Annotated in this window: 27 protein-coding genes; 13 read left to right on the forward strand and 14 right to left on the reverse strand. The window is 69.8% G+C overall.

Annotated features, from left to right (window positions below; translation table 11 throughout):
- Window positions 1-94: 94 nt before the first annotated feature.
- Entirely contained in the window at window positions 95-1,675 is a 1,581-nt protein-coding gene (locus MC45_RS10355; RefSeq protein ID WP_038662695.1) for an aldehyde dehydrogenase (NADP(+)), read from the forward strand.
- 332 nt (window positions 1,676-2,007) lie between these two features.
- On the opposite strand, the gene MC45_RS10360 is transcribed toward MC45_RS10355, so the two are convergent.
- The 4 genes from MC45_RS10360 to MC45_RS10375 all read right to left on the reverse strand — a co-directional run bounded on the left by MC45_RS10360 (window position 2,008) and on the right by MC45_RS10375 (window position 6,137).
- Window positions 2,008-2,883 carry an SMP-30/gluconolactonase/LRE family protein gene (locus tag MC45_RS10360; protein WP_038662697.1) on the reverse strand — a complete coding sequence of 292 codons (876 nt, stop codon included), beginning with the start codon at window positions 2,881-2,883 and terminating at the stop codon, window positions 2,008-2,010.
- A gap of 85 nt (window positions 2,884-2,968) precedes the next feature.
- Complete coding sequence (locus MC45_RS10365; protein ID WP_038662700.1) at window positions 2,969-4,072, reverse strand: NADH:flavin oxidoreductase/NADH oxidase; 1,104 nt, start codon at window positions 4,070-4,072, stop codon at window positions 2,969-2,971.
- Window positions 4,073-4,099: 27 nt separating this feature from the next.
- On the reverse strand, window positions 4,100-5,467 hold the full coding sequence (locus MC45_RS10370; protein WP_038662703.1) for a sensor histidine kinase: 1,368 nt from the start codon (window positions 5,465-5,467) through the stop codon (window positions 4,100-4,102).
- 4 nt (window positions 5,468-5,471) lie between these two features.
- Window positions 5,472-6,137 (reverse strand): response regulator, encoded by a 666-nt coding sequence (locus MC45_RS10375; RefSeq protein WP_038662706.1) that lies wholly within the window; start codon window positions 6,135-6,137, stop codon window positions 5,472-5,474.
- 108 nt (window positions 6,138-6,245) lie between these two features.
- Here MC45_RS10375 and MC45_RS10380 point away from each other — a divergent pair, with 108 nt between their 5' ends.
- From MC45_RS10380 to MC45_RS18925, 8 genes are all read left to right on the forward strand, one after another.
- Complete coding sequence (locus MC45_RS10380; RefSeq protein WP_038662709.1) at window positions 6,246-6,890, forward strand: hypothetical protein; 645 nt, start codon at window positions 6,246-6,248, stop codon at window positions 6,888-6,890.
- A gap of 206 nt (window positions 6,891-7,096) precedes the next feature.
- Entirely contained in the window at window positions 7,097-8,035 is a 939-nt protein-coding gene (locus MC45_RS10385; RefSeq protein WP_038662712.1) for a DnaJ C-terminal domain-containing protein, read from the forward strand.
- A gap of 7 nt (window positions 8,036-8,042) precedes the next feature.
- Window positions 8,043-8,993 carry a YihY/virulence factor BrkB family protein gene (locus tag MC45_RS10390; protein ID WP_038667115.1) on the forward strand — a complete coding sequence of 317 codons (951 nt, stop codon included), beginning with the start codon at window positions 8,043-8,045 and terminating at the stop codon, window positions 8,991-8,993.
- On the forward strand, window positions 8,990-9,793 hold the full coding sequence (fabI, locus tag MC45_RS10395) for an enoyl-ACP reductase FabI (protein WP_081974412.1): 804 nt from the start codon (window positions 8,990-8,992) through the stop codon (window positions 9,791-9,793). The genes MC45_RS10390 and fabI overlap by 4 nt, the downstream gene beginning before the upstream one ends.
- A complete protein-coding gene (locus MC45_RS10400) occupies window positions 9,793-10,023 on the forward strand; it encodes a DUF4160 domain-containing protein (protein ID WP_038662718.1) in 231 nt (76 codons plus the stop codon). The genes fabI and MC45_RS10400 overlap by 1 nt, the downstream gene beginning before the upstream one ends.
- Entirely contained in the window at window positions 10,016-10,387 is a 372-nt protein-coding gene (locus MC45_RS10405) for a DUF2442 domain-containing protein (RefSeq protein ID WP_081974413.1), read from the forward strand. The genes MC45_RS10400 and MC45_RS10405 overlap by 8 nt, the downstream gene beginning before the upstream one ends.
- Window positions 10,384-11,454, forward strand: a complete 1,071-nt coding sequence (gene aroC, locus MC45_RS10410) for a chorismate synthase (RefSeq protein WP_038662721.1) — start codon at window positions 10,384-10,386, stop codon at window positions 11,452-11,454. The genes MC45_RS10405 and aroC overlap by 4 nt, the downstream gene beginning before the upstream one ends.
- A gap of 69 nt (window positions 11,455-11,523) precedes the next feature.
- A complete protein-coding gene (locus MC45_RS18925; protein WP_081974414.1) occupies window positions 11,524-11,982 on the forward strand; it encodes a hypothetical protein in 459 nt (152 codons plus the stop codon).
- A 63-nt stretch (window positions 11,983-12,045) separates the two neighbouring features.
- Here MC45_RS18925 and MC45_RS10420 read toward each other — a convergent pair whose 3' ends face one another.
- The 5 genes from MC45_RS10420 to MC45_RS10435 all read right to left on the reverse strand — a co-directional run bounded on the left by MC45_RS10420 (window position 12,046) and on the right by MC45_RS10435 (window position 17,812).
- Window positions 12,046-13,335, reverse strand: a complete 1,290-nt coding sequence (locus MC45_RS10420) for an adenylosuccinate synthase (RefSeq protein WP_038662727.1) — start codon at window positions 13,333-13,335, stop codon at window positions 12,046-12,048.
- Between the two features lie 291 nt (window positions 13,336-13,626).
- Window positions 13,627-13,767, reverse strand: coding sequence for a hypothetical protein (locus tag MC45_RS19310; RefSeq protein WP_156143818.1), 141 nt, complete (start codon window positions 13,765-13,767; stop codon window positions 13,627-13,629).
- Between the two features lie 16 nt (window positions 13,768-13,783).
- A complete protein-coding gene (locus MC45_RS10425; protein ID WP_038662731.1) occupies window positions 13,784-14,884 on the reverse strand; it encodes an ATP phosphoribosyltransferase regulatory subunit in 1,101 nt (366 codons plus the stop codon).
- A gap of 84 nt (window positions 14,885-14,968) precedes the next feature.
- Window positions 14,969-16,546: a phosphoglycerate dehydrogenase gene (gene serA, locus MC45_RS10430; RefSeq protein ID WP_038662734.1), complete on the reverse strand. Its 1,578-nt coding sequence runs from the start codon at window positions 16,544-16,546 to the stop codon at window positions 14,969-14,971.
- Window positions 16,547-16,657: 111 nt separating this feature from the next.
- Window positions 16,658-17,812 (reverse strand): phosphoserine transaminase, encoded by a 1,155-nt coding sequence (locus tag MC45_RS10435; protein WP_038662736.1) that lies wholly within the window; start codon window positions 17,810-17,812, stop codon window positions 16,658-16,660.
- Window positions 17,813-17,945: 133 nt separating this feature from the next.
- On the opposite strand from MC45_RS10435, the gene MC45_RS10440 reads away from it, so the two are divergent.
- Entirely contained in the window at window positions 17,946-18,611 is a 666-nt protein-coding gene (locus MC45_RS10440) for an extensin family protein (RefSeq protein WP_052075615.1), read from the forward strand.
- A gap of 43 nt (window positions 18,612-18,654) precedes the next feature.
- Window positions 18,655-19,530: an LOG family protein gene (locus tag MC45_RS10445; protein ID WP_038662739.1), complete on the forward strand. Its 876-nt coding sequence runs from the start codon at window positions 18,655-18,657 to the stop codon at window positions 19,528-19,530.
- Window positions 19,531-19,791: 261 nt separating this feature from the next.
- On the opposite strand, the gene MC45_RS10450 is transcribed toward MC45_RS10445, so the two are convergent.
- Window positions 19,792-20,490, reverse strand: coding sequence for a c-type cytochrome (locus MC45_RS10450; RefSeq protein ID WP_038662742.1), 699 nt, complete (start codon window positions 20,488-20,490; stop codon window positions 19,792-19,794).
- 115 nt (window positions 20,491-20,605) lie between these two features.
- On the opposite strand from MC45_RS10450, the gene MC45_RS10455 reads away from it, so the two are divergent.
- Entirely contained in the window at window positions 20,606-21,496 is an 891-nt protein-coding gene (locus MC45_RS10455; RefSeq protein ID WP_038667123.1) for a prephenate dehydratase, read from the forward strand.
- A gap of 145 nt (window positions 21,497-21,641) precedes the next feature.
- On the opposite strand, the gene MC45_RS10460 is transcribed toward MC45_RS10455, so the two are convergent.
- Window positions 21,642-22,406, reverse strand: a complete 765-nt coding sequence (locus tag MC45_RS10460; RefSeq protein WP_038662744.1) for a hypothetical protein — start codon at window positions 22,404-22,406, stop codon at window positions 21,642-21,644.
- A gap of 89 nt (window positions 22,407-22,495) precedes the next feature.
- On the opposite strand from MC45_RS10460, the gene MC45_RS10465 reads away from it, so the two are divergent.
- Window positions 22,496-23,197, forward strand: coding sequence for an HAD family hydrolase (locus tag MC45_RS10465; protein ID WP_052075616.1), 702 nt, complete (start codon window positions 22,496-22,498; stop codon window positions 23,195-23,197).
- Between the two features lie 3 nt (window positions 23,198-23,200).
- Here the strand turns inward: MC45_RS10465 and MC45_RS10470 are convergent, their stop codons facing one another.
- The 3 genes from MC45_RS10470 to MC45_RS10480 are packed head-to-tail and all read right to left on the reverse strand — an operon-like array spanning window position 23,201 to window position 25,916.
- Window positions 23,201-23,950, reverse strand: a complete 750-nt coding sequence (locus tag MC45_RS10470; RefSeq protein ID WP_038667130.1) for a nucleotidyltransferase family protein — start codon at window positions 23,948-23,950, stop codon at window positions 23,201-23,203.
- Window positions 23,947-24,861 carry a hypothetical protein gene (locus tag MC45_RS10475; protein ID WP_038662747.1) on the reverse strand — a complete coding sequence of 305 codons (915 nt, stop codon included), beginning with the start codon at window positions 24,859-24,861 and terminating at the stop codon, window positions 23,947-23,949. Before MC45_RS10475 ends, MC45_RS10470 begins: the two co-directional genes overlap by 4 nt.
- Entirely contained in the window at window positions 24,858-25,916 is a 1,059-nt protein-coding gene (locus MC45_RS10480) for a diacylglycerol/lipid kinase family protein (RefSeq protein WP_156143819.1), read from the reverse strand. The genes MC45_RS10475 and MC45_RS10480 overlap by 4 nt, the downstream gene beginning before the upstream one ends.
- Window positions 25,917-26,015 lie beyond the last annotated feature (99 nt).

A 26,015-nucleotide genomic window follows, 5' to 3' on the forward strand; every position in this document is an offset into this window, starting at 1 on the left:
CGTCGCAGGTGCGCGACCGGCGCGACGTGCACCATTGTCGCGGAGCGATCGGGTCCCTAGAATAACTCTGACAATTTCCGAGAGAGGTATTTCCATGATCGACGGCGCCCTGCTGATCGGTGGCGAAGCACGCCAGGCCGCGAACCGGTTCACCGCGGTGAATCCGGCAAGCGGCGAGACGCTGACCCCGGACTTCTCGTCGGCGAATGCCGATGCGGTGGCCGAGGCCTGCACGCTCGCCGAAGACGCGTTCGCGACCTATGCCGCGACCGACCTCGAATCGCGTGCCGCGTTCCTCGAGGGCATCGCGCAGAACATCCTCGACATCGGCGACGAACTGATCGAGCGCGCGATGGCGGAGAGCGGCCTGCCGCGCGCCCGCCTCGAGGGCGAGCGCGGCCGCACCGTCGGCCAGCTCAAGCTGTTCGCCGGCGTCGTGCGCCAGGGCGACTTCCTCGACGCGACGATCGACCCTGCGCTGCCCGACCGCGCGCCGCTGCCGCGCCCCGACCTGCGCCGCGTCAATCTGGCGATCGGCCCGGTCGCGGTATTCGGCGCGTCCAACTTCCCGCTCGCGTTCTCGGTGGCGGGCGGCGACACCGCCTCGGCGCTCGCCGCCGGCTGTCCGGTGGTGGTGAAGGGTCATCCCTCGCATCCCGGCACCGGCGAGCTGGTCGCGCGCGCGATCCAGAAGGCCGTCGCGGACGCCGGCCTGCCCGCAGGCGTCTTCTCCTATCTGCCCGGCGAGACCAACGAGCTGGGCGGCGCGCTGGTCGCCGATCCGCGCATCCAGGCGGTGGGCTTCACCGGTTCGCGCGGCGGCGGCCTCGCCCTCGTCCGCATCGCCGCCAAGCGCGATGAGCCGATCCCGGTCTATGCCGAAATGTCGAGCATCAACCCGGTCGTCCTCTTCCCCGCCGCGCTCGCCGCACGCGGGGCGGCGCTGGCCAAGGAGTTCGTCGGGTCGCTGACGATGGGCGCCGGCCAGTTCTGCACCAACCCCGGCCTCGTGCTGGCGGTCGACGGCCCCGATCTCGACGCGTTCGTCGAGGCAGCGGGTTCGGCCCTGACCGACAGCGCGCCGGCGACGATGCTGTCGCCCGGTATCCACGCCAGCTTCGAGCAGGGCGTCGCGGCGCTCGCCGGCCATGAGGCGGTGCGCACCGTCGCGCGCGGCAAGTCCGGCGAGGGCGTCAACCAGGCGGTCGGCGCCTTCTTCGAGACGACCGCCGACCAGTTCCTCGCCGACGTCAAGCTCTCGCACGAGGTGTTCGGCTCGTCGTCGATGCTGGTACGCTGCCGCGACCTTCCCGAGATCGCCTTGGTGATCGCCAAGCTGGAAGGCCAGCTCACCGCGACGCTGCAGGTCGATCCCGCCGACGAGGCGGAGGCGGCGAAGCTGGTGCCGGTGATCGCGCGCCGCGTCGGCCGCATCCTGGCGAACGGCTGGCCGACGGGTGTCGAGGTGGCGCCGGCGATGGTCCACGGCGGTCCCTTCCCGGCGACGAGCGACGGGCGGACGACGTCGGTCGGCACGCTCGCGATCGCGCGCTTCCTGCGTCCGGTCTGCTTCCAGAACCTCGCGCCGGCGCTGCTGCCCGAGGCGCTGCACGACGACAATGGCTGGGGTATCGCCCGTCGCCTCGACGGCAAGCGCGAGGCGAGCCCGCGGTAAAGGCGGACCGACTCCTCCCTCGCTTAGGCGGGGGAGGATCGGCGGTAGCGTAGGGCTGCACCCGTTCCCCACCCACCCGTCACCCCGGACTTGTTCCGGGGTCCACCGGGCTGCTGGGGTACGGCTGGAGGCCCATGCCGTTCCCCTCGCCCCGACGTACCGCCAGAAAGAGCCGCGGCATCTGCAACCCTCACCCGTGCTCCTGCGAAAGCAGGAGCCCAGGATTCCGCACACCGTCAGCCGTTGCTCTGCTTGGCCCTGGGTTCCTGCGTTCGCAGGAACACTCCGATAGGAACCCGGCGGACGCTTGGACGCGCCCGGAACGGGTAGCCCTACAGCGCGACCGGCGTCACCGGCACGCCCGCGACGCCGGGATCGAAGGCGAACAGATTGCCCGCCTCGGGCTGATCCGCCAGCGCCGCTTCGTCGAGCCCCTTGCGCGCACTCGTCGCATAAGCGGTGCGCAGATCGGGGCCGCCGAAGGCGATCTTGGTGATGTTCGATGCCGGCAATCTGACCGTGCCGATCAGTTTGCCCGACGGGTCGTAGCGCCGCACGCCCCAGCCGCCCCATAGCGCGACCCAGAGACACCCCTCGGCATCGACCACCGAACCGTCGGGATGGCCGGCGCCTTCCTCGATCGTCACGAACGGCGTGGCCGCGCCGAGCGTGCCGTCGGCACCGATCGTCGCGCGCCAGATCGTCTTGCCGATCGTGTCGGTGTGGTAGAGCGTCGTGCCGTCGCCGGCGATCGCCGGGCCGTTGGTGATGCACACCGGTGCGAGGCCGCTGTCGGTGACGATGCCGGCAGCATGGCGGTAGACGCGGCCGCTCATGTCGGTCTCGGCATCGTCCATCGTGCCGAACCAGATGCGCCCCGCGCCGTCGGTCGCGGCGTCGTTGAGCCGGTTGCCGGCGGGATCGCCCTCCGGCCGGGCGAGGAAGGTGAAGCTGCCGTCCGCCGGATCGAAGCGGTGCAGCCCGGTGCGCAGGCCGGCGATCATCCCGCCGTCGGCGCTCGGCAGCATCCAGCCGACCTGATCGGGCGCATCCCAGCGCCGCGCCTCGCCCGTCGCCGGGTCGAACCGGTGGATGTGGCGGCTCTTGATGTCGACGAACCACAAAGCCTGCTCGCGCGCCACCCAGACCGGGCCCTCGCCGAGGATCGCCTGCACCGGCAGGACGGTACGGACATTGTGATCGGTCATCGCGCAATTCCTCTCCACTTGGGGTCGCGCGCTCCATCCACCGAAGCGCGGCTTTCGTCTAGTCTGACAAAAGCCGCGCGCGGGCTCAATCCATGTCGAACAGATCGCGATACTGGCGCGGCTGCGAGCGCAGATACTGGTCGGGCGCCTTGACGTGCGCGCCGAGATGCGCGGCGGCATGCCACGGCCAGCGCGGATCGTAGAGGATGGTGCGGGCGAGCGCGATCATATCGGCGTCGCCGGTGCCGACGATCGCCTCCGCCTGTTCGTAATCGGTGATGAGCCCGACCGCGACCACCGGCAGGCCGCAGCCCTGTTTGACCGCGCGGGCGAGCGGCACCTGATAGCTCGGGCCGGTCGGAATCTGCTGGCGCGGGTCGAGCCCGCCGCTCGACACGTGGATCGCCGCGCAGCCGCGCGCCTCGAGCGCACGGGCGAAAGCGACGGTCTGCTCGGCATCCCAGCCGCCCGCGACCCAGTCGCTGCCCGAGACGCGCATCGTCACCGGCTTGTCGGCGGGGAAAGCGGCGCGGACGGCGTCATGGACTTCGAGCGGGAAGCGCATGCGGTTATCGAGGCTGCCGCCATAATCGTCGGTGCGCCGGTTGGAGAGCGGCGAGAGAAACTGATGCAGCAGATAGCCGTGCGCGCCATGGAGCTGCACCGCGTCGATGCCGAGCCGCGCGGCGCGGCGGGCCGATTCGGCGAAGGCGTCGACGAGCCGCTTAAGATCGTCCTCGGTCAGTTCGGTCGGCGGATTCTCGCCCTCGGCGAAGGGCAGCGGCGACGGTGCGACCGTCTGCCAGCCGTCGGCGTGGTCGCGCGCGATCTGCTTGCCGCCCTTCCATGGCAGGTCGGTCGATGCCTTGCGGCCGGCATGGGCGAGCTGGATCGCGATCGGCATATCCGAATGGCGGCGGATCGATTCGAGCACGCGGGCCATCGCCGCCTCGGTCGCATCGTCCCACAGGCCGACGTCGCCATAGGTGATCCGCCCCTCGGGGACGACCGCGGTCGCCTCGATCGTCAGCAGGCCGGCGCCGGACAAAGCGAGATGGCCGAGGTGGATCAGATGCCAGTCGGTCATCCGACCGTTCTCGGCGGAATATTGGCACATCGGCGCGATGACGATGCGGTTGGACAGGGTTGTGCTGCCGATGGTGATCGGCTGGAACAGGGCAGAAGACATGGAGACCTCGCGTGGGGGACGGAGGCGTTACGCTTCGGCGCCCGTTTGGTGCCTTGCGGGCAGGCTGACGCGTGCCTCCAGCCCGCCGCCGTCGCGCTCGGCGAGCGTCAGCCGGCCGCCGTGCAGTTCGGCGAGCTCGCGGACGATGGCGAGGCCGAAGCCATGGCCCTCGCCACGCTCGTCGAGCCGCACACCCGGCTCGGTGACGCGGGTGCGCTCGGCGGCGGGGATGCCGGGGCCGTCGTCGGCGACGATCAGGTCGAGACGACGCGCATCGCTGGACTGCGCGCGCACTTCGACCCTCACCTCCGCGCGGGCATGGCGCGCGGCATTATCGAGGAGGTTGCCAAGCAGTTCGTCGAAATCCTGCGCATCCATCGCCGCGGCCGGATCGCCCGCGACCGCATGCGTCACCGCGATGCCGCGCGCGGCGTGGAGCCGGCCGATCGCCACCGCGAGATCGGCGACCGCCGGCGCGACGCGGGTGCTGGCGCGCGTATCGCCGGTGCCAGCGCGCGCACGCGACAGATGGTGGCGGATCGTGGCGTCGATCCGCGCGACCTGCGCCGCGGCGGCCGGATCGTCGCGCAGCGCGAGCGCGAGCGTCGCCACCGGCGTCTTGAGCGCATGGGCGAGATTGGCGGCGGACTGGCGCGCGGTGGCGAGCGCCGCGGCGCGATCGGCGGCGAGCGCGTTGAGTTCCGTCGCGAGGCCGCGCAACTCGACCGGCTGGTCCTCGTCGACCTCGGTCCGCGTGCCGTCGCGGATCGCGGCGACCTGCGCGCGCATCCGGGCGAGCGGACGCAAGCCGAGCCGCAACTGCACGATCGTCGCGACCGCGAGGAGACCGGCGAGGATTGCCAGCGCGGCGAGCAGCGGCACCAGTGCGTCGCGCAACGGCCGTGCGATCACGGCGCGCGGCGCGACCGCGAGCAGCGATACGTCGCCGCGCCCGGTCTGCATCACCAGCCTACGGGCATGGACGCTGCGCCCGGCCCGATCCTCGCCTTCGAGCACCTGCGGCGCATCGGCTTCGTCGCGCAGCATCGGCGGCCCCGGTGGTCCCGGCAGCGGACCGTCGCCCGGCCCCGGCCCGCCATGCAGCCGCGGCGTATCGGTCGAGCCGATCGCGCCGTCCGGCCCCTCGATCCGCCAATGCCAGCCGCGCCCCGCCTCCAGCGCCCCCGCCCGCGCGGTCAGCTGCGCGCGATCGACGCGGCCGTCGCGATCGACCGTGCTGGCGAGCAAAGCGATCTCGGCATCGAGCCGGCGGTCGATCCCCTCGGTGACGACGCGTTCGAGCACGCCGCCGATCGCCCAGCCGGCGATGCCGAGCGCGGCGAGGATCGCCACCGCCGACAGCAGCAACATGCGGCCCTGAATCGATCTGGGCATCGTCTCAGCCCTCGCCGCAGGTCAGGCGATAGCCGCGGCCGCGGATCGTCTCGATCATCTCGGCGCCGATCTTGCGGCGCAGCCGGCCGACGATCACCTCGAGGCTGTTCGAATCGACATCGGCATCGCCTTCGTAGACACGTTCGAGCAGGTCGAGCCGCTCGATCACCGCCTCGCGCCGCAGCATCAGCGCCGACAGCACGCGCCATTCGAACGCGGTGAGCTTGAGCGGCAGGCCGTCGAGCTCGAAATGGCCGATCTGCGTATCGAACGACAGCCGCCCGCAGGCGAGCACCGGCTGCGCATGGCCGGCGGCGCGGCGGACCAGCGCGCGCAGCCGCATCACCAGTTCCTCGACGCGGAACGGCTTGACCAGATAATCGTCGGCGCCCGCCTTGAAGCCCGCCACCTTGTCCGACCAGCCGTCGCGCGCGGTGAGGATCAGCACCGGCAGCGCGCGCCCCGCCGCGCGCCAGTCGCGCAGCACGGCGATGCCGTCCTTGCCGGTCAGCCCGAGGTCGAGCACCGCGGCGTCGTAGCTTTCGGTCTCGCCGAGATGGCCGGCGTCGATGCCGTGGGCGACGAGGTCGACCGCGAAATGCTCGGCGCGCAGCGCGCGCGCGATCGCCGGGCCCAGGTCGGAATCGTCTTCGACAAGCAAGATGCGCATGATGTGGCCCTATCCTCCCCCACTAAACCGAAACTGAACCGCCCGGTTCAGCGGGGGTCGGACGAATCACCCTAGAAGCCGGTCATCGACAAACGAAGGAGACGATCGATGGCAAGACTACATATCGGCACCCGCCAGCGCCTGGCACTCGGTGCAGCCGCGCTGGTCGCGGTCGGCGCCGCCGGCGGCGCGGGCGCAGTCGCCCTCACCCGCCCGAGCATCGAGATGGCCCCGACGGTCGCAACGCCGATCGCCAAGCTGGCGAGCAGCGGCGGCATCGTCACGGTGAAGGGCCGTGTCGCGGAGGTGTTCGGCGACCGGTTCGTGGTGCAGGACGGCAGCGGCCGGGCGATGATTGACGCGGGCCGCGACGGTACCGCCAACGTCACCCGCGGCAATGCGGTGCTGGTGCAGGGCCGCTATGACGAGGGGCAGTTGCGCGCGCACTTCCTCGTCGGCCCCTCGGGTCAGGTGAGCGAAGTCGGTCCGCGGCCCGGTCCGCATGGTCCGGGTGGCCCCGGCGGCCCGGGTGGGCCGGGCGCAGGTCGCCCCGACGGCCCGCCGCCGCCCCCGCCGGGTGCCGGTCCCGCCGGAACGCCGCCGCCCCCGCCGCCCCCGCCGCCCCCGGGCGCCGGTCGCGACGCACCGCCGCCCCCGCCGCCGCCCGCCAACGGTAGCGCCGTGCCGCCGCCGCCGCCCGCGGCCAATGCTCCGGCCGCGGCACCGGCCCCGGCACCCACGCCGGCGCGCTGAAGCAGGAAGGACCGGTCGCCCCGTGCGGCCGGTCCTTTTGCTTTGCGGATGGGTCGGGGTTCACGCGAAGACGCGAAGACGCGAAGCCGTCGCGTCCGCAAAGCCACCGTCGATCATCACGCGCGATTCCACCAACGATGCAGCGAGTGATTGCGTTGCGCGCCGCCCTCCCCCACATAGGTCCGTAATACACCAATGGGGAACCAATGGCCGATCCATATCAAACCTTGGGCGTCGCCCGCGGCGCGTCCGAGGCGGACATCAAGAAAGCGTATCGCAAGCTTGCCAAGGAACTGCATCCCGACCGCAACAAGGACAATCCCAAGGCGTCGGAGCGGTTCAGCCAGGTCACCAATGCCTACGACCTGCTGAGCGACAAGGACAAGCGCGCCCGCTTCGACCGCGGGGAGATCGACGGCGACGGCAATCCCGCCGCGCCCTTCGGCTATGGCGGCGCCCGGCCCGGCACCGCACGCGGCGGCCCCGGCGGGTTCAGCAGCGCCGGCTATGAATTCGGCACCGGCGGCGACGCCGATATGAGCGACATCTTCGAAGGCCTGTTCGGCGGCGGCCAGACGCGCGGCGGCGGCGGCTTCGCCAGCGGCTTCGGCCGGCGCCCGCAGCCCAAGGGCGCCAACATCACCTATCGGCTGCAGGTGCCCTTCGTCGACGCAGCGACGCTGGCGCCGCAGCGCGTGACGCTCGGTGACGGCAAGACGATCGACCTCAAGCTGCCCGCTGGCGTCGAAAGCGGCACGCAGATGAAGCTCGCCGGCAAGGGCGAGCCGGGTCCCGGCGGCGCGGGCGATGCGATCGTCTCGATCGAGGTGCAGCCGCACCGCTTCTTCACCCGCGATGGCGACGACGTCCGGCTCGACCTGCCGCTCACGCTCAAGGAAGCGGTGGCGGGCGGCTCGGTGCGCGCGCCGACGGTCGACAAGCCGGTGATGCTGACGATCCCGAAGGGGACCAGTTCGGGTAAGACGCTGCGCCTGAAGGGCAAGGGCTTCCACAAGAAGGATGGTACGCGTGGCGACCAGCTCGTCACGCTGATGATCGACGTGCCCGCGGATGATGCAGCCTTGCAACAGTTCGTCGCCGGTTGGAACGATGCACGGAACCCGCGCGGGGCCATGGGCGTCTGACGCCGACGTGACCGAAACCGCAGCCCTTACGCCCGAAGACCGGGCGCATCAGCGCCACGGCGCCCGCCACCAGCTCGCCAAGCTGAAGCCCGGCCCGGCCGCCTGGGAGATCACCAAGCGCGCCGTGCTCGGGGTGTTCAACGACGGCTTCATCCACGCCGGCAACCTCGCCTATCTCGCGCTGATGACGGTGTTCCCGTTCTTCATCACCGCCGCGGCGGTGCTGTCGCTGCTCGGCCAGAGCGCCGAGACGCAGCGTGCGGTCGCCTCGTTCCTGCACGTGCTGCCGCCCAACGTCGCCGACATCCTGCGCAAGCCGATCGCCGACGTGCTCGTCGCGCGGACGGGATCCTTGCTGTGGCTGGGCGGGCTGGTCGGGCTGTGGACGGTCGGCAGCTTCGTCGAGACGATCCGCGACATCTTCCACCGTGCCTATGGCGTGAAGGCGAGCGTGCCGTTCTGGCGCTCGCGTCTGTCCTCGTCCGGGGTCATCATCCTGTCGGTCATCATCGCGCTGATGAGCTTCCTCGTTCAGGGTATCCTGACCGCGGCGGAACAGTTCATCTATCGCCTGCTGCCCTTCGCCGAGGGCGTCGCGGGCTGGGTCGGCCTGTCGCGGGTGATTCCCGGGCTGGTGATGTTCGGCGCGCTCTATCTGCTCTTCTATTCGGTGACGCCGTCGAAATACCGTTACTCCAATTGCCGCAAATGGCCCGGCGCGGCCTTCACCACCGTCTGGTGGGTCGGCATGACGACGCTGCTGCCCTGGGTGCTCGGGCAATTGGGCGGCTACGACCTGACCTATGGCAGCCTTGCCGGCGTCGTCGTCATGCTGCTGTTCTTCTATTTGATCGGACTGGGGTTGGTGTTCGGCGCGCATCTCAACGCGGCACTGGCGGAACCCCCCGAACCGGCGCTACAGGGGGCGTCAACGACAGCGGAGGCGAAGACGGCGTGACGGGTTTGATGGCGGGCAAGCGCGGGCTTATCATGGGCCTGGCGAACGACAAGTCGCTGGCCTGGGGTATCGCGAAGCACTTGTCCGAACATGGCGCCGAGCTCGCCTTTTCGTATCAGGGCGCGGCGATGGAGAAGCGGGTGCGCCCGCTTGCCGAGCAACTGGGCGTCGCGCGGCTGTTCGACTGCGACGTGTCCGACATGGCGGCGCTCGACGCGACCTTCGCGGCGCTGGAAGCGGAATGGCCGACGATCGACTTCGTCGTCCATGCGATCGGCTTCTCCGACAAGTCGCAGCTGCGCGGACGCTATTACGACACGACGCTCGACAATTTCCTGATGACGATGAACATCTCGGCCTATTCGCTGGTCGCGGTGGCGCAGCGCGCGCGCAAGCTGATGCCCGAGGGCGGCTCGATCCTGACGCTGACCTATTATGGCGCCGAGAAGGTCATCCCGCATTACAACGTGATGGGCGTCGCCAAGGCGGCGCTGGAGACCAGCGTCAAATATCTCGCGGTCGACCTCGGCCCCGACAATATCCGCATCAATGCGATCTCCGCCGGCCCGATCCAGACGCTGGCGGCGCGCGGCATCGGCGACTTCAACTATATCCTCAAGTGGAACGAGCTGAACGCGCCGCTGCGCCGCACCGTGACGATCGAGGATGTCGGCGGCGCCGGCCTGTATATGCTGAGCGATCTGGCGAGCGGCGTCACCGGCGAGATCCACCATGTCGACGCCGGCTATAACGTGATCGGCATGAAGGCCGAGGACGCGCCGGATATCGCGCTGGCGTAATGCCGACGATCCACCGCGAATACGGCCTGAATTTCGTGGTGTATGTCGACGATCATCCGCCACCGCACGTCCATGTCACCGGCCGCGGGGTGGCGAAGATCGAGCTCGAGCCCGATGTCGTAATCGTGGAGACGCGTAATTTGTCCAAGGCCGATGTCGCGAAAGCGCTGGCCGTGGTATCGTTGCGGCGCGACGCAATGCTGGAAGCGTGGAAGCGAATACATGGTTGAGTTGACCGACGAAGAGTTCGAGGCAGCCAGGGAGCGCGGTCGCGCGCTCTTCGAAACCGAGCCGCATGCCAAAGCGGTCCGTCACGATCTCAAGTCCGGCATGACCGTTGTCGAACTCTACAACGGCTGCACCTTCGCTTTCCCGCCGCGGCGATTGCAGGGGCTGGAAAACGCCAGCGACCAAGATCTGCTGGCGGTAGAGGTCAACGGCCTGGGTTATGGCCTGCATTGGGAAGCCCTCGATGCGGATTACACCGTCGGCGGATTAATGGCGGGACGGTTCGGCACGCCCGCCTTCATGGAGCGCGAGCGCGCGCGGCTGCGGGCGATACTCGACAATGATCCCAGGTATCACGCTGCATGAGCATCAACAGTTTCGGCCATCTGTTCCGCTTCACCACTTGGGGCGAGAGCCACGGGCCTGCGATCGGCGCGGTCGTCGACGGCTGCCCGCCGGGCATCGCACTTGCCGAGGCGGATATCCAGCCTTGGCTCGACAAGCGCCGCCCCGGTACGTCGCGCTTCACCACGCAGCGGCGCGAGCCGGATCAGGTGCGCATCCTGTCGGGCGTGTTCGAGGGCCGCACCACGGGCACGCCGATCAGCCTGATGATCGAGAACGTCGACCAGCGTTCGAAGGATTATTCGGAGGTCGCGCTCGCCTATCGCCCCGGCCATGCCGATTACGCCTATGACGCCAAATACGGTTTCCGCGACTATCGCGGCGGCGGACGCTCGTCGGCGCGCGAGACCGCGTCGCGCGTCGCGGCGGGCGCGGTGGCGCGCGCGGTGATCCCGCAGGTGCGCATCCGCGGCTGGGTCGAGGCGATCGGCGGCGACGCCATCGATTATGCCGCGTTCGACGATGCGGCGATCGACGCCAATCCCTTTTTCTGCCCCGATCCCGCCGCCGCCGCGCGCTGGGAGGCGCTGGTCGACGGCGCACGCAAGGCGGGATCGTCGCTCGGCGCGGTCGTCGCCTGCGAGGCGACGGGGGTTCCCGCCGGATGGGGCGCGCCGCTCTACGCCAAACTCGACGCCGAACTGGCGCACGCCTGTATGGGGATCAACGCGGTCAAGGGCGTCGAGATCGGCGACGGCTTCGCCGCTGCGGCGCTGACCGGCGAGGCCAATGCCGATGCGATGCGTCCGGGCGCGGACGGCCCCGATTTCCTCGCCAACCATGCCGGTGGCATCACCGGCGGCATCACCACCGGCCAGCCGATCCGGTTGCGCGTCGCGTTCAAGCCGACGAGTTCGATCCTGATCCCGGTCGAGACGATCGATCGCACCGGCCAGGCCGCGGATATCGCTACCAAGGGGCGCCACGACCCCTGCGTCGGCATCCGCGGCGTGCCCGTGGTCGAGGCGATGATGGCATTGGTCCTGGCCGACCAGGCGTTGCTGCATCGGGGCCAGACGGGACGCTAATCGTTAACCAAATGGAACACTCTCTAACCCAACCCGTTGGGGCCGTGCAAGAATTTGCAGGAGAGAACGATGCGTAAGATCATTCCAATCATGGCAGCAGCCATGCTGATCCCCGCCGCAGCCTATGCACAGACGACGACGGGTGGCACCGCAGGCGGAACGATGGGCGGCACGACGTCCGGCAGCCCCACGGGAACGATGGGCGGCGCGATGGGCGGTCAGACGACGACCTCGCCGACCGATTCGTCGGCTACGTCGGGCAGCATGACGCAGAGCCGTTCGGCCAAGAAGTCGCGCAGCAGCCGTAGCGGCCGCTCGACCGGCACCGGTTCGACGTCGACCACCGACAGCGGCTCCACGATGGGCGGTTCGACCGACACGATGGGCGGCACCACGGGCACCGGCACGGGTTCGACCACCGGCACGATGGGCGGCGGCACGACCGGCACCATGGGTGGCACCTCGACCACCGGCACGATGGGCGGCACGACCGGGTCGACCACCGGCGGCACCCCGACGCCGCAATAAGCATCCTGACCGATGAAGAAAAAGCCGGGCGGGTCACACCGCCCGGCTTTTTCGTGTCTGTCGTCAGTCGGCGAAGGGATCGCGGACGAGGATCGTGTCCTCGCGCTCGGGACTGGTCGAGACCAGCGCCACCGGGCAGCGGATCAGCTCCTCGACGCGGCGGATATACTTGATCGCCTGCGCCGGCAGGTCGGCCCAGCTGCGCGCGCCAGCGGTCGATTCCTGCCAGCCTTCCATGACTTCGTAGATCGGCTCGACCGCCGCCTGATCCGCGGCATGCGCCGGGAAATAGTCGAGCTCCTGACCGCGGAGGCGATAGCCGGTGCAGATCTTCACCTGCTCGAAGCCGTCGAGCACGTCGATCTTGGTCAGCGCGATCCCGGTGATGCCGCCGACCGCCGCCGACTGGCGCAGCAGCACCGTGTCGATCCAGCCGCAGCGCCGCTTGCGCCCGGTCACCGTGCCGAATTCGTGGCCGCGCACGCCGAGCCGCTCGCCCGTCTCATCCTCCAGCTCGGTCGGGAACGGTCCCGAGCCGACGCGGGTGGTATAGGCTTTGGCGATGCCGAGCACGAAGCCCACCGCCGCCGGCCCCAGGCCCGACCCGCCCGCCGCGGTGCCGGCGATCGTGTTGGACGAGGTGACGAACGGATAGGTGCCGTGATCGACGTCGAGCAACACGCCCTGCGCACCCTCGAACAGGATGCGCTTGCCCGCGGCCCGCGCTTCGTTGAGGTCGCGCCACACCGGCTTGGCGAAGGGCAACACGAAGCCGGCGATGTCGCGCAGCTCGGCGATCAGGCCCTCGCGGTCGATCGCGGGCGAGCCGAAGCCGGCGCGCAACGCGTCGTGATGCGCGAGCAGCCGGTCGAGCTGCGGCCCGAGATCGTCGAGATGCGCGAGATCGCAGACGCGGATCGCCCGGCGGCCGACCTTGTCCTCATAGGCGGGGCCGATGCCGCGCCGCGTGGTGCCGATCTTGCCGGCGCCCGACGCATCCTCACGCAACCCGTCGAGATCGCGGTGCAGCGGCAGGATCAGTGCGCAATTGTCGGCGATGCGCAAAGTCTCCGGCGTCGCCGAGACACCCTGCGCCGCCAGCCGCTCGATTTCCGCCTTGAGCGCCCAGGGGTCGAGCACGACGCCGTTGCCGATCACGCTCGGCGTGCCGCGGACGATGCCCGAGGGCAAAAGCGACAATTTATAGACGTTGTCGCCGACGACGAGCGTGTGGCCGGCATTATGCCCACCCTGGAAACGCACCACCATATCAGCGCGCTCGGCGAGCCAATCGACGATCTTGCCCTTGCCTTCGTCGCCCCATTGCGCGCCGATGACTGCTACATTGGCCATGGATACAGGTCTCCGCCTGCCGGCTTTGATCCGTGCGCCCTTCGACAGGACTCGGCACACGAACGGTCCTGAGATGCGAAGGCGCGCCTACCGGGGTGCGCCCGCGGGGTCAACCGTTCGCCGGGCGATTGTCATCGCCGCGCGAATTCGATATAGGGGTGATGCCAAACGACATGGCTTTGCCATTGGATGAACCTCCGCCACGGCAATGGCGGAGGTTCTTTCTTTTGGGGACGCGCGGCAACGCGCCCCCGCCCGTGGCCTACCGGTGACGTGCCACCTCGACAACCTTCAACAGAAGGGTGCCGAAGCCGACAACGCCCCCAGGAAAAGGCACAAGTCGCCGAACGACATGATGCTCTCCATCGGATCGACGGCAGGATCGCCGCCGCCGACAGCGTAATCGCCCGGCCGCACCGCTGTCATCGTCATTACGGCAGCGAAACGATCAGAGCGTGCGTGCTTCGCCTTCGGCGTAGAGATGCGTGCACAATTGCGCTTCGGGCGTGTCGGCGGGCGTCAAGGCCGCGACCGCGACCCAGCCGGCGGCACGCATCGCGGTGCCCGCCTCGGGCGGCGTGCCGAACGGCAGGAACAGCCGGCGGCGATCAACGGCGCCAGCGGTCGCGAGGATCGCATCGGCATAGAGCGAGAAACCGGTCGCCGCCTCTTCCGCGCCATCCTCGTGCATCACCGCATAGGTGCCGCCGCGGCCGACCTCGCGCGCCGCGCCGGCGATGAACAGCGAGAAGCCGAGCCACGATTGATATTCGAAGCCATGCCGCTCGGTCGGGTCGAGCGTCAGCGCGACGCCCTCCGCCAGGCCCGCGGCGATCGCAGCGAGCCCGTCGAGCCGGCTGGCGAGCACCTGCCCGGTATCAAAGGCACGCAATCGCGCGATCGCGCTGTCGAACGGTCCCGCCGCCTCGATCAGCGGCAGATAGCCGGGCGCGATCGCCGCGACCGCGCCGGCGTCCTTGGCGTCGAGCCGGTCCTGCAGCAACGCGATCCGCTCAACGGCGACGGGCAGTGGCCCCGCCGCCAGCGTATCCACCAGATCGGGCAAGGTGAAATCGATCGAGAGGCCGGTCGCCCCCGCCGCAGCCAGCGCCGAGACCGCCACCGCGACCACCTCCTGTGCGGCGGGGATCGAATCGAGGCCGATCAGCTCGCAGCCGATCTGCCGCCATTCGCGCGCGGGGGCGAGTTCGGGGCTGCGCAGCTTGAGCACCGGGCCGGCATAGGACAATCGCACCGGACGCGGGTGATGCCCCATGCGCGTCGCCGCGATCCGCGCGATCTGCGCGGTGACGTCGGGACGGATCGCGAGCGTGCGCTGCGACACCGGATCGACGTAGCGGACCGCATCGGTCAGCGCGCCGTCCTTGAGCCGCGAGCCCAAGGCGTCGGCATATTCGACCAGCGGCGGATCGGCGCGCTCATAGCCGTAGAGGCGCGCCGCTTCGAGCACGCGCGTCTCGACGGCGGCGGCGGCATCGGCGTGCGGCGGCAATCGGTCGCGAAAGCCTTCAGGAAGCAGGGGTGTCATCGTGCGCCCCCCCTATCCATGGGCGGGAACGGGGGCAACGCCGTATCGCGACGGCGTCGCCCCTGCCCCGTCAGCATGAAGCGATCAGAACGTCAGGCCCATCGCGGTCTTCACGCCCGGCAGCGCCTTGACCTTGGCGAGGAGTTCGCCGTCCACCGGCTCGTCGACCGAGAGCAGCAGCACCGCCTCGCCGCCCGCCGAGCGGCGGCCGAGGTGGAAGGTGCCGATATTGACCCCCGCCTCGCCCAGCGCGGTGCCGAGCCGGCCGATGAAGCCCGGCGCGTCCTCGTTGACGACATAGAGCATCGGCCCGACCAGATCGGCCTCGACCTTGATGCCGAACAGCTCGACGAGGCGCGGCGCCTGATCGCCGAACAGCGTGCCGGCGACCGAGCGCTCGCCGTCGGCGGTCTTCACCGAGACGCGCAGCAGCGTGTGGTAATCGCCCTCGCGCTCGGTGCGCACCTCGCGCACCTCGACACCGCGGTCACGCGCCAGCAGCGGCGCGTTGACCATGTTGACCGTGTCGGTCTGGTTGCGCAGGAAACCGGCCAGCACCGCGCTGGTGATCGGCTTGGCATTGAGCTCCGCCGCCGCGCCCTCGGTATGGACCGAGATGCGCGTGATCGCGCCGGTGGTAAGCTGACCGACGAGCGACCCGAGCTTTTCGGCGAGCGCCATATAGGGCTTGAGCTTGGGCGCTTCCTCCGCCGACAGGCTCGGCATGTTGAGCGCGTTGGTGACGCCGCCCGAGACGAGGAAGTCGGCCATCTGCTCGGCGACCTGGATCGCGACGTTGACCTGCGCCTCGGTGGTCGACGCGCCGAGATGCGGCGTGCTGACGAAATTGGGCGTGCCGAACAGCGGCGAGGCCTTGGCCGGCTCCTCGACGAACACGTCGAGCGCGGCGCCGCCGATATGGCCGCTGTCGAGCCCTGCCTTGAGCGCCGCCTCGTCGATCAGGCCGCCGCGAGCGCAATTGATGATCCGCACGCCCTTCTTCGTCTTGGCCAGCGCCTCGGCGGAGAGGATGTTGCGCGTCTGATCGGTCAGCGGCGTGTGCAGCGTGATGAAGTCCGCCCGCGCCAGCAATTCGTCGAGCGTTACCTTCTCGACGCCCATCTCCACCGCGCGCTCGGGGGTGAGGAACGGATCGAACGCCACCACCTTCATCTTGAGCCCGCGCGCGCGGTCGGCGACGATCGAGCCGATATTGCCCGCGCCGATCAGGCCGAGCGTCTTGGCGGTCAGCTCGACGCCCATGAAGCGGTTCTTCTCCCACTTGCCCGCCTGGGTCGAGGCATCGGCCTCGGGCAGCTGGCGGGCGAGCGCGAACATCAGCGCGATGGCATGTTCGGCGGTGGTGATCGAATTGCCGAACGGCGTGTTCATCACCACCACGCCCTTGGCGGATGCCGCGGGGATATCGACGTTGTCGACGCCGATGCCGGCGCGGCCGACGACCTTCAGATTGGTCGCATGTTCGAGGATCGCCTTGGTCACCTTGGTCGAGCTGCGGATCGCGAGGCCGTCATACTGACCGATGATCGCGATCAGCTCGTCGGGGGTCTTGCCGGTGATCTCGTCGACTTCGACGCCACGCTCGCGGAAGATCTGCGCGGCCTTGGGGTCCATCTTGTCGCTGATAAGGACTTTGGGCATGGGTAATTCCTACAAAACAGCCGTGCTCCTGCGCACGCAGGAGCCCAGGGTAACAGGGGATATCGATTGGGGCTCTGGGCTCCTGCGTTCGCAGGAGCACCGGCAGAAGGGTCAGGCCGCCTTGGCGGTCGCGTAGGCCCAGTCGAGCCACGGGCCGAGCGCCTCGATATCGGCGGTGTCGACCGTCGCGCCGCACCAGATGCGCAGGCCCGGCGGCGCGTCGCGATAGCCGGCGACGTCATAGGCCGCGCCTTCCTTCTCGAGCGCCGACGCCATCGCCTTGATGAACGCCTCGTCGGCGCCTTCGACGGTGAGGCAGACGCTGGTCTTCGACCGCGTCGCCGGATCGGCGGCGAGATGGCCGAGCCAGTCGCGCTCCGCCACGATCTTATCCAGGGCCGCGGCATTGGCGTCCGAGCGGCCGATCAGGCCGCTTTCGCCGAGCGACTTCGCCCATTCGAGGCTGACGATGACGTCCTCGACCGCGAGCATCGACGGCGTGTTGATCGTCTCGCCCTTGAACACGCCCTCGGTCAGCTTGCCCTTGGAGACGAGGCGGAACACCTTCGGCAGCGGCCAGGCCGGCGTATAGCTTTCCAGCCGCTCGACCGCGCGCGGGCCGAGGATCAGCACGCCATGGCCGCCCTCGCCGCCCAGCACCTTCTGCCAGCTGAAGGTCGCGACGTCGATCTTCGCCCAGTCGATGTCATAGGCGAACACGCCCGAGGTCGCGTCGGCGAAGCTCAGGCCCTCGCGGGTCTCGGGAATCCAGTCGGCATTGGGTACGCGCACGCCGCTGGTGGTGCCGTTCCAGGTGAACAGCACGTCGTTCGACCAGTCGACCGCGTTCAAATCGGGGAGCTGGCCGTAATCGGCGCGGATGACGGTGGGATCGATCTTGAGCTGCTTGACCGCATCGGTCACCCAGCCCTCGCCGAAGCTCTCCCAGGCGAGCGTCGTGACCGGCCGTGCGCCCAGCATCGTCCACATCGCCATTTCAAACGCGCCGGTGTCCGAGCCGGGGACGATGCCGATCCGGTGCGTGTCGGGCAGACCGAGCGTCTCGCGCATCAGGTCAATGGCATATTGGAGGCGCTGCTTGCCGATCTTCGAGCGATGCGAGCGGCCGAGCGAGTCGGTGGCGAGCTGCGACGCGTCCCAGCCGGGTGGCTTGGCGCAGGGACCGGAGCTGAAAAAGGGACGAGCCGGCTTCGTGGCTGGCTTGGACGCACCCCGGACGTCGGGGGCGGTAACAGAATCCGTCAATGTATCTCTCCTCACAGAGAGCACGCGCCGCGTTGGGGCGGCGTGGCCCGTCGACCGCCCTAGAGACGGTCGGTGCATCGTGCAAGCCGGGATCGTGCCGGGCCGGGCTTGTTTGTAGCGGACCGTCTGGCGCATGATCGCGGCTGTGTTCCAGTATTTGCGTCTCATCGGCACCGTGATGGTCCTGACCCTGCTCGCCGCCTGCGGCCGGACCGAACGTCCCGCCCCGACGCGCGAATCGATCGCCACCGTCTCCGCGCGGCAGACCGCGCAATGCCTCGCCGACCTGCGCACGATGGGGGTCGGCTATCGTTCGCTGCCCGACAAGGATTTCGGCAACGGCTGCGGCCTGTCGGGCGCGGTGCAGTTGCTCGACATCGGCGTGCCGGTGACCGGCATCACCGCGATCCGCTGCGGCGAGGCGCGTGCCTTTTCCGGCTGGGTGCGCAACGCGCTGGCGCCGGCGGCGTATCAGATCCTCGGGAGCGAGCTCGCCAGCGTGCAGGGTATGGGCAGCTATGCATGCCGCAACGTCATCGGCACGCGCCGTGGTGGCGACCGGCGGTCGGGCCATGCGATCGCCAATGCGGTCGACGTCGGCGGCGTCACGCTCAAGGACGGGCGGCGGGTGACGATCCTCAATGACTGGACCTCGCCCGACCCGCAGGTGCAGCGCTTCCTGTCGACGATCCACGCCTCGGCCTGCAAGCGCTTCGGCACGGTGCTGTCGCCGGCCTATAATGCGGCGCATCGCAACCACTTGCACCTCGAGGACGATCGTGCCGGAATGTGCCGCTGAATCGGGCGTTGAGCCCCTTCGGGCTTTGCTCTAACGCCCGCGGATGACCGATACACGCCTTCCCGAACGGGTCTTCCCCCGCGCCAGCCAGGACGCCGCCAGCGCGCAGCAGGCGATCTCGACGCCGCAGACAGAACATCCCGCCTACAAGCTCGCCTTCCAGGACATGGACTTCCTGTTGCGCGAGGATTTGCGTCCCGTCCGCTTCCAGCTCGAGCTGCTCAAGCCCGAATTGCTGCTCGAGGAGGCGAAGATCGCCTCGACCTTCGTGATGTACGGCTCGGCGCGCATCCCCGAGCCGGCCAAGGCGCAGGCGATGCTCGACATCGCCAGCGACGACACCGCGCGCGCGATCGCCGAGCGCCTCGTCGCCAAGAGCCGCTATTACGACGTTGCGCGCGAACTGGCGCAGATCGCCAGCCGCGTGCCGCGCGACCAGCACGGCATGCGTCAGTTCGTCGTCTGCTCGGGCGGCGGCCCGTCGATCATGGAGGCCGCCAACCGCGGCGCGACCGACGTCGGCGCCGAATCGATCGGCCTCAACATCGTATTGCCGCACGAACAGGCCCCCAATCCGTACGTCACGCCGTCGCTGAGCTTCCAGTTCCACTATTTCGCGCTGCGCAAGATGCACTTCCTGCTGCGCGCCCGCGCGCTCGCGGCGTTCCCGGGCGGCTTCGGCACGTTCGACGAGCTGTTCGAACTGCTGACGCTGATCCAGACCGGCAAGATCAAGCCGATTCCCGTGCTGCTGTTCGGCCGCGAGTTCTGGGAAAAGGTCGTCAATTTCCAGGCGCTGGTCGACGAGGGCGTCGTCAGCCAGCGCGACCTCGGCATCTTCACCTATGTCGAGACCGCCGAAGAGGCATGGGACGTGGTCCGCGCCTTCTACGAGGAACAGGCGAAGAAGGACGGGTAAGCGGGGCGCCTACCCCCACTACGTCATCACCGCGAAGGCGGGGATCCAGACGCGCGGGTCGGGCTTGAGCCGCATCGTCAGCGTGTATAGATCCCCGCCTTCGCGGGGATGACGATCTTGTTAGATATAGGTGTCTTGACGTCCACCCTTACCCCTCACCGCTGCGCGCGCCTTCTCCCAGCGGTAGAGGGGACTAGACGGTGAAGCCGGCGCGGGGTGAGGACGGGGTCGGAACGCGTGGTGGATCAGCGATGACCCCGCTTACTTCCCTGCCTTGGCGCCTTCCTTGGCGGCGTTGGGATCGACCGACGGCGCGCCCGATGCCGGCGTGCCGGTGTTGCCGAGGTTGTTGACCGCATCGGTGTTGGTCACCGAATCCTTGCCTTCCGGCGCCTTGGCATCGGGCTTGGCCGCGGCAGCCCCGGCCGCCGGCGCGGCGGGCAGCGGCAGGTTCGAACCCTGCGAATTGAGATAGGCGATCACGTTGGCGCGATCCTGCGGATTGCCGAGGCCGGCGAAGGTCATCTTGGTGCCAGGCGCGAACTTGCGCGGGCTGGTCAGCCACGCGTTCATCTTGTCGAAGTCCCAATTGCCGCCGACGCCCTTCAGCGCGTCGGAGAAGGCGAAGCCACCCTTGCCCTGACCGATGCCCTCGCCGAGCGTACCGTACAGGTTCGGACCGATGCCATTGGCGCCGCCCTGCGTCACGGTGTGACAGGCCGCGCACTTCTTGAACACTTCCGCACCCTTGGCGACGTCGGCGGTCGGCAGCAGCGTGGCGATCGGCACTTCGGCGGCAGCGCCGCCCGCCCCGCCCTCGGCTTCGACGCCTTCGATGGCATAGCCGGGCTTTTCGGGGCGTTCGCTGTGGAAGGCCATGCCGCCGACGATCGACAGACCGAGCGCAATCCCGCAGGCTGCCAGCGTCCACCCGGCGATCGTGTTGGTGCGGTTATCCATCTGCCTAACGCTGCCCCTATTTTTTGCTATGCGCCGTGATCCCATAGGAAACGGCGGGTTGCTCCGCAAGCGCGCGCTTGCTGGCCGGCGGCCGGGGCTTTACCGGCTCGGCGCGATGGAGACCTACGCCGCCCCCGCCCGCCCGATCGTCGCCGCGATGACCGCCGCCGCCGCCGCCGCCCCCGAGCGCGCGGTCGCCTTCCAGGGCGCGCCCGGCGCCAACAGCCATGTCGCGGTCACCGAGGCCTTCCCCGACGGCCTGCCGTTGCCCTGCTTCACCTTCGAGGATGCGATCGACGCGGTGCGCGACGGCCGCGCCGATTGCGCGATGATCCCGATCGAGAATTCGCTGCACGGCCGCGTCGCCGACATCCATTTCCTACTGCCGGAATCGGGGCTGGTCATCACCGGCGAGCATTTCCTGCCGATCCGCCACGCGCTGATGGGCTCCGGCAGCCGCGACGAGGTCGAGGAGGCGATGAGCCATCCGCAGGCGCTCGGCCAGTGCCGTCACTGGCTGAAGGCGCACGGCATCCATCAGGTCTCCTATCCCGACACCGCCGGCGCCGCGGCCTATGTCGCCGAGCGCGGCGACCCGCGCATCGCCGCGCTGGCGCCGCCGGGCGCGGCGGCGCTGTACGGGCTCAACCTGCTCGGCGTCGACATCGCCGACGCGGACCACAATACGACCCGCTTCGTCGTGCTGGCGCGCGGCGGCAAGCCGCCGGTCGGCGACGGCCCGTGGATGACGACGCTGATCTTCGAGGTGAAGAACGTCCCCGCCGCGCTGTACAAGGCGATGGGCGGCTTCGCGACCAACGGCGTCAACATGACCAAGCTGGAAAGCTACCAGCGATCGGGGACGTTCGCCGCGACCGAATTCTACGCGGACATCGAGGGCAAGCCCGGCGATCCGGCGGTCGACAATGCGCTGGAGGAACTGGGCTTCCACTCCAAATGGCTGCGGCTGCTGGGGACGTACCGCCGCGCGCGGGAGCGGGGTTGACCCATTCCTCCCCCGCCAGGGGGAGGTGGCAGTGCGAAGCACTGACGGAGGGGGAGGATACGGTAAGCTTCGCGTTTGCGGCAAAGCCCCCTCCACCACCCGGCTGCGCCGGGCGGTCCCCCTCCCCCGCTGCGCGAGGGAGGATCTATTTCGTAAAGCTGATCCGGATGCGCACCCAGGCGCCGATCTGCGGCTTGCCGTTGATCCGCGGCGGGCGGACCTTGAACTGCCACGCCGCCTCGCGGATGCTGCGCGCCAGCCCCGATCCCGGCTGCGAATCGCCGAGCTGGACGCAATCCTCCACCGCATATCGCGCGGCGGTGCGGCAGGCGATCTCCGCCCAAGCGCCCTTGGGGACGTTGGGCGGCAGATAGGGCGAGAGCTGCGACTGCGCCGGCTCGACATACCATTCGGCGTTGTAGAGCCGCTGGCCGCCCGGCCCGACCCCCGCCGCCGCGCTCGAATCGCCCGCATCGCCGTCACCCGCGCCGTCCGCCGCAGCGAGCTGCTTGCCCGCGCTGCCCCCCGATTTGCGCGACGGCAGCTTGCCGACATCCGACGCGGCGAAATCGTTCTTGTTGAGCACCAGATAGCCGGGGAACGGCGTATCGACCGGCGGCGGCACGGACGTGTCGGGCGCGGGCGTCTTGGGGGCGGCGGGCGGCTCGGGCGCGGTGCGGCGGCTCGCCTTGGCGGCGGCGCGCGCGGGCGCTTTGGTCGATTTGGTCGCGGTCGATTCATTGTCGCCGACCGGCAGCATGTTGACGGTCAGCGACCGCCCCGGCTCCTTGGTCTGGTCGAACACCGGCGCGAGCTGCCACAGCAGGAACGCGATCAGCAGATGCGCGGCGATCGTCAGCGCGAGGGAAATTGCCCGGCGACGGTCCGACGAAGGCTGATAGGACCGCATGGGACGCTGCGCGTAGCGCGCGGATCGGCGCGCCGCAACCGCTTCCGCGCCGCCATGCCAATGCCACCTTCGCTTGTCATCGCAACGTCATGCAGCCGACAGCTTACCCTCCTGAAACGCTTCGACGAATCGCGATCTACGACCTTGACCGGACGATCACCCGCGCGCCGACCTGGACGCCGTTCCTGCTCCATGCGGTGCTGCGTCACGCGCTGTGGCGGCTGGCGCTGCTGCCGGTCGTGCTCGGCGCCGCCGCGCTAAAGGGCGCAGGGCTGATCCACCGCGACCGGTTGAAGCAGGTAATGCACCGCGCCGCGCTCGGCACGCTGTCACCGGCGCGGGCGGAGCGGCTCGCGGCGGGCTGGCTCGTCCGCTTCGGTCCGGCGCAGATCCGCCGCAAGGCGCGCGCGCAGATCGCCGCCGACCGCGCCGCCGGCTATCGCATCGTCGTCGCCACCGCCGCCTATCGCTTCTATGCCGAGGCGATCGCGCGCGACATCGCCGCCGACGCGCTGATCGCCACCGCCACCGCGATCGACGCGCGCGGCCACCTGCTGCCGCGGATCGCGGGCGGCAATTGCTACGGCCCCGCCAAGCGCGCGATGATCGAGGCCTGGCTGGCGGCGGAGGGCATCGACCGCGCCGCCGCATACGTCCGCGTCTATTCGGACCATGTCTCCGACGTGCCCAGCTTCGACTGGGCGGACGAGGCGATCGCGGTCAACCCGCACGCAGCGCTGCGCCGCGTCGCCGCGAAGCGCGGCTGGCGGATCGTCGACTGGAACGACTGAGCGTCAGCTCCGCTCGACCAGCCCGCGCACCAGATCGAGGTCCGCCGGCTTGTCGACGTCGACCGCGGCCAGCCCGTGCCGCGCCGCCACCGCCGCCGCCCGCACCCCGACCAGCGCGCCCAGCCGCGCCAGCGCCGCATCGAGCGTTAGCCGCCCGGTGACATAGAGCAGCAGCGTCCCCGGCCCCAGACGCCAGACGATCCGCCAAGGTCGCTTGCGGTCCCGCTCGACCGACATCCATAGGCCGACCGCCGCCTCCGCCGCGGGAGTGCGCAACAGGAACAGGTTGCACCCCGACCAGCCGCCATCGGCGAAGCGCAGATAGGTACGGCGCGTAGGCGGCGCGTCCCGCTCGACCGTGTCGCGGCGCGCGAGCAGCGCGGCGACATCCGCGTCGGCCGGCGCATCGGCGAGGAAGTCGGTGATCCATTCGGGCCGCAGCAGTGCGTGATCGGCGGTGGTGACCAGCAACGGCGCGCCGAGCGCGCGCAGCCCCTGCAACGTGCTGAGGCTCGGCCCCGCCGCCGCATCGATCGGCTCGGCGCCCAGCCGCAGCGCCTCCGCCCGCACCGCCGGGGCATTGGCGGACACCGCGATCTGCGCCGCGCCCGCCGCGCGCAACGCGACGATCACGCGTTCCAGCATCGTCGCGCCGCCGATCCGGATCAGCGCCTTGTCCGTCACGCCGGCATAGTCCGCCAGCGGATCGACGCCGCCACGCGATCCCGCCAGTACCAGGGCGTTGAAGCTCATGACGCGCGCGTCTGCCACACCCGCCACATCACGCCGGGCGCAGCGAGAATGGGATGCCGCTCGCGCCAGCGCGTCAGCGGCAGGTCGACGCCGGTATGACGCTGCAGCTTCCACAGCCCGTACCGGCCCGCGCCCTCGAAGGTGAACGCGGCCTTCATCAGCCGCGCCACGTTGAGCCATTTGCCGAGCCGCTGGCGCAGCCACCAGGCGGCGAGCGTCGCGCGCACGTCGCGCTCGGCGACGAGCGGCGCATATTCCCCGCCGCGCCGCTCATGGCCGATCCCCGCCCCCTGCCACGCCAGCGGCAGCAGCGCCTCGAACCGGTCGGGCACGAAGGCGAGGATCTGCCGCTCGCGCCCCGGCGCCTCGACGCGCAGCTCGGCCGAATAGGTCTGGCGGAACAGCGCCAGCCAGAAATCGGCCGGCCGACCGTGTCGCGGCCCGAGCACCGCGGCGAATCGCGCCGCGGTCGCCGTCGCATAGGCCACCGCGCGCACCACGCGCGCCTGCACCAGCGGATCGGCCGCCCAGACCAACGCGGCAGGCTGCGCGAAGCGCGTCCAGATCGTCGTGTCGATCGTCCGCCCCTCGACCGCGCGGCAGAAGGTGTCGAGCGGCATCGCCGCCACCTTGGCGCGGATCACCCGCGTGCCCAGCGTGATCTCGTGGAAGCTGACGTCGGGCCACAGCGTCCGCGTCGCCCAGGCCCGCAGGCCCCAGCCGCGCGCCGGCGGGGTCAGGACGTAGAAGTCGAGCACGCCGTCCAGATCGCCGGTGCGCAGCACCGATCCGTAGAACAGCACCGCGACGCCGCCGAGCCGCCGCGTCACCTCGCGCGCGGCGGCGGCGATCGGCGCGCTCACCGCTGTCTCCAGCTCGTCGGCGACGAACGACAGCAGCGTCTGCGTCACGGGGCGGCGAACCGGATCGGCGCTCCCGCCCGGATGGTCAGGTCGCCGCCGGCGAACAGCTCGCCGTCGAGGATGAAGCCCTCGTCCGCGGTGACGCGGAGCTGGTGCGGATCGGTGCGCGCGAAGCCCTTGGCGACCGCCGGACTGCCCGTCGTGCCGGTCAGGATCGGCGACAGCATCCTAAACAGGTGGCGCGGCGGCGCGTCGACCGTCAGCAGCTTGAGCCCCGGCCGCGGCCGCCCGAACGGCTTCAGCCCGACCGGCATCCGCTCCAGCGTCGAGGCGAGCAGCAGATAGAGCTGCCGCGTCACCGGCGCACGACCGTCCTCGCCGATGCGGATCGTCGTGCCGCGTCGCCATTCGTTGTCGGCACCGCCGAACATCGTCTGCGCCATGCTCCAGCCGAGCGACAGCGCCACCGCGACGCCGTTGAACGCGCCGACGCGATGCGTGCTCTGCGCCAGCTCGGTGGCGCGGACGAAGCCGCCCATGCCGAGCAGGAAACCGCGCGCCGCGGGCCGTTTGTCCTGCCCCCGCAGGATCTCGACCGGCGCCCGCTGCACGAAGCGCCCGGCGCGTGCCGCCGCGATCGCGTCGCGCACCGTCCAGTCGTCGGGAATGCCGAGGTCGAGCGCCAGCGCATTGGTTTTGCCCGACGGGATGATCGCCATCGCCGGCAGCGTCTCGAACACCTGCGCCGCCGCGGTCATCACGTCGCGCAACGTGCCGTCGCCGCCATTGACCACCAGCAGCCCGATGTCGCGCGCCGCATAATCGCGCAGCGTCTCTTCCAGCGCCTCGAACGTGTCGGGCGCGGCATAGGAGACGTCGGGCCAGTGATCGAGCCGCATGCCCTGCTTGAGGTTGCGATGGCTCCGCCCGTTGGCGATCACGCCGACGCGCAGCGGCGCGGGCGCGGGGACCGGCGCGCGGGGCGTCGGCAGGCGACCGGTGCGCGGCGCATCCGCCAGCGCATTGCGGCGGCACAGCACGTCGCCGACGCGGCCCGCCAGCGTCTGCCCGACCGGCAATCGTCCATCAATCCGAGTCGCCAACCTGCGCCCTTCCGTCACGAGTTCTTCATCAAACTGTCACAGAGGAAATGGGCAGGATTGCGGCCCCAACAAGAAATTGAGCCGATATTTACGGTATTT

The sequence above is a fragment of the Sphingomonas taxi genome (assembly GCF_000764535.1).
Lineage (GTDB): Bacteria > Pseudomonadota > Alphaproteobacteria > Sphingomonadales > Sphingomonadaceae > Sphingomonas > Sphingomonas taxi.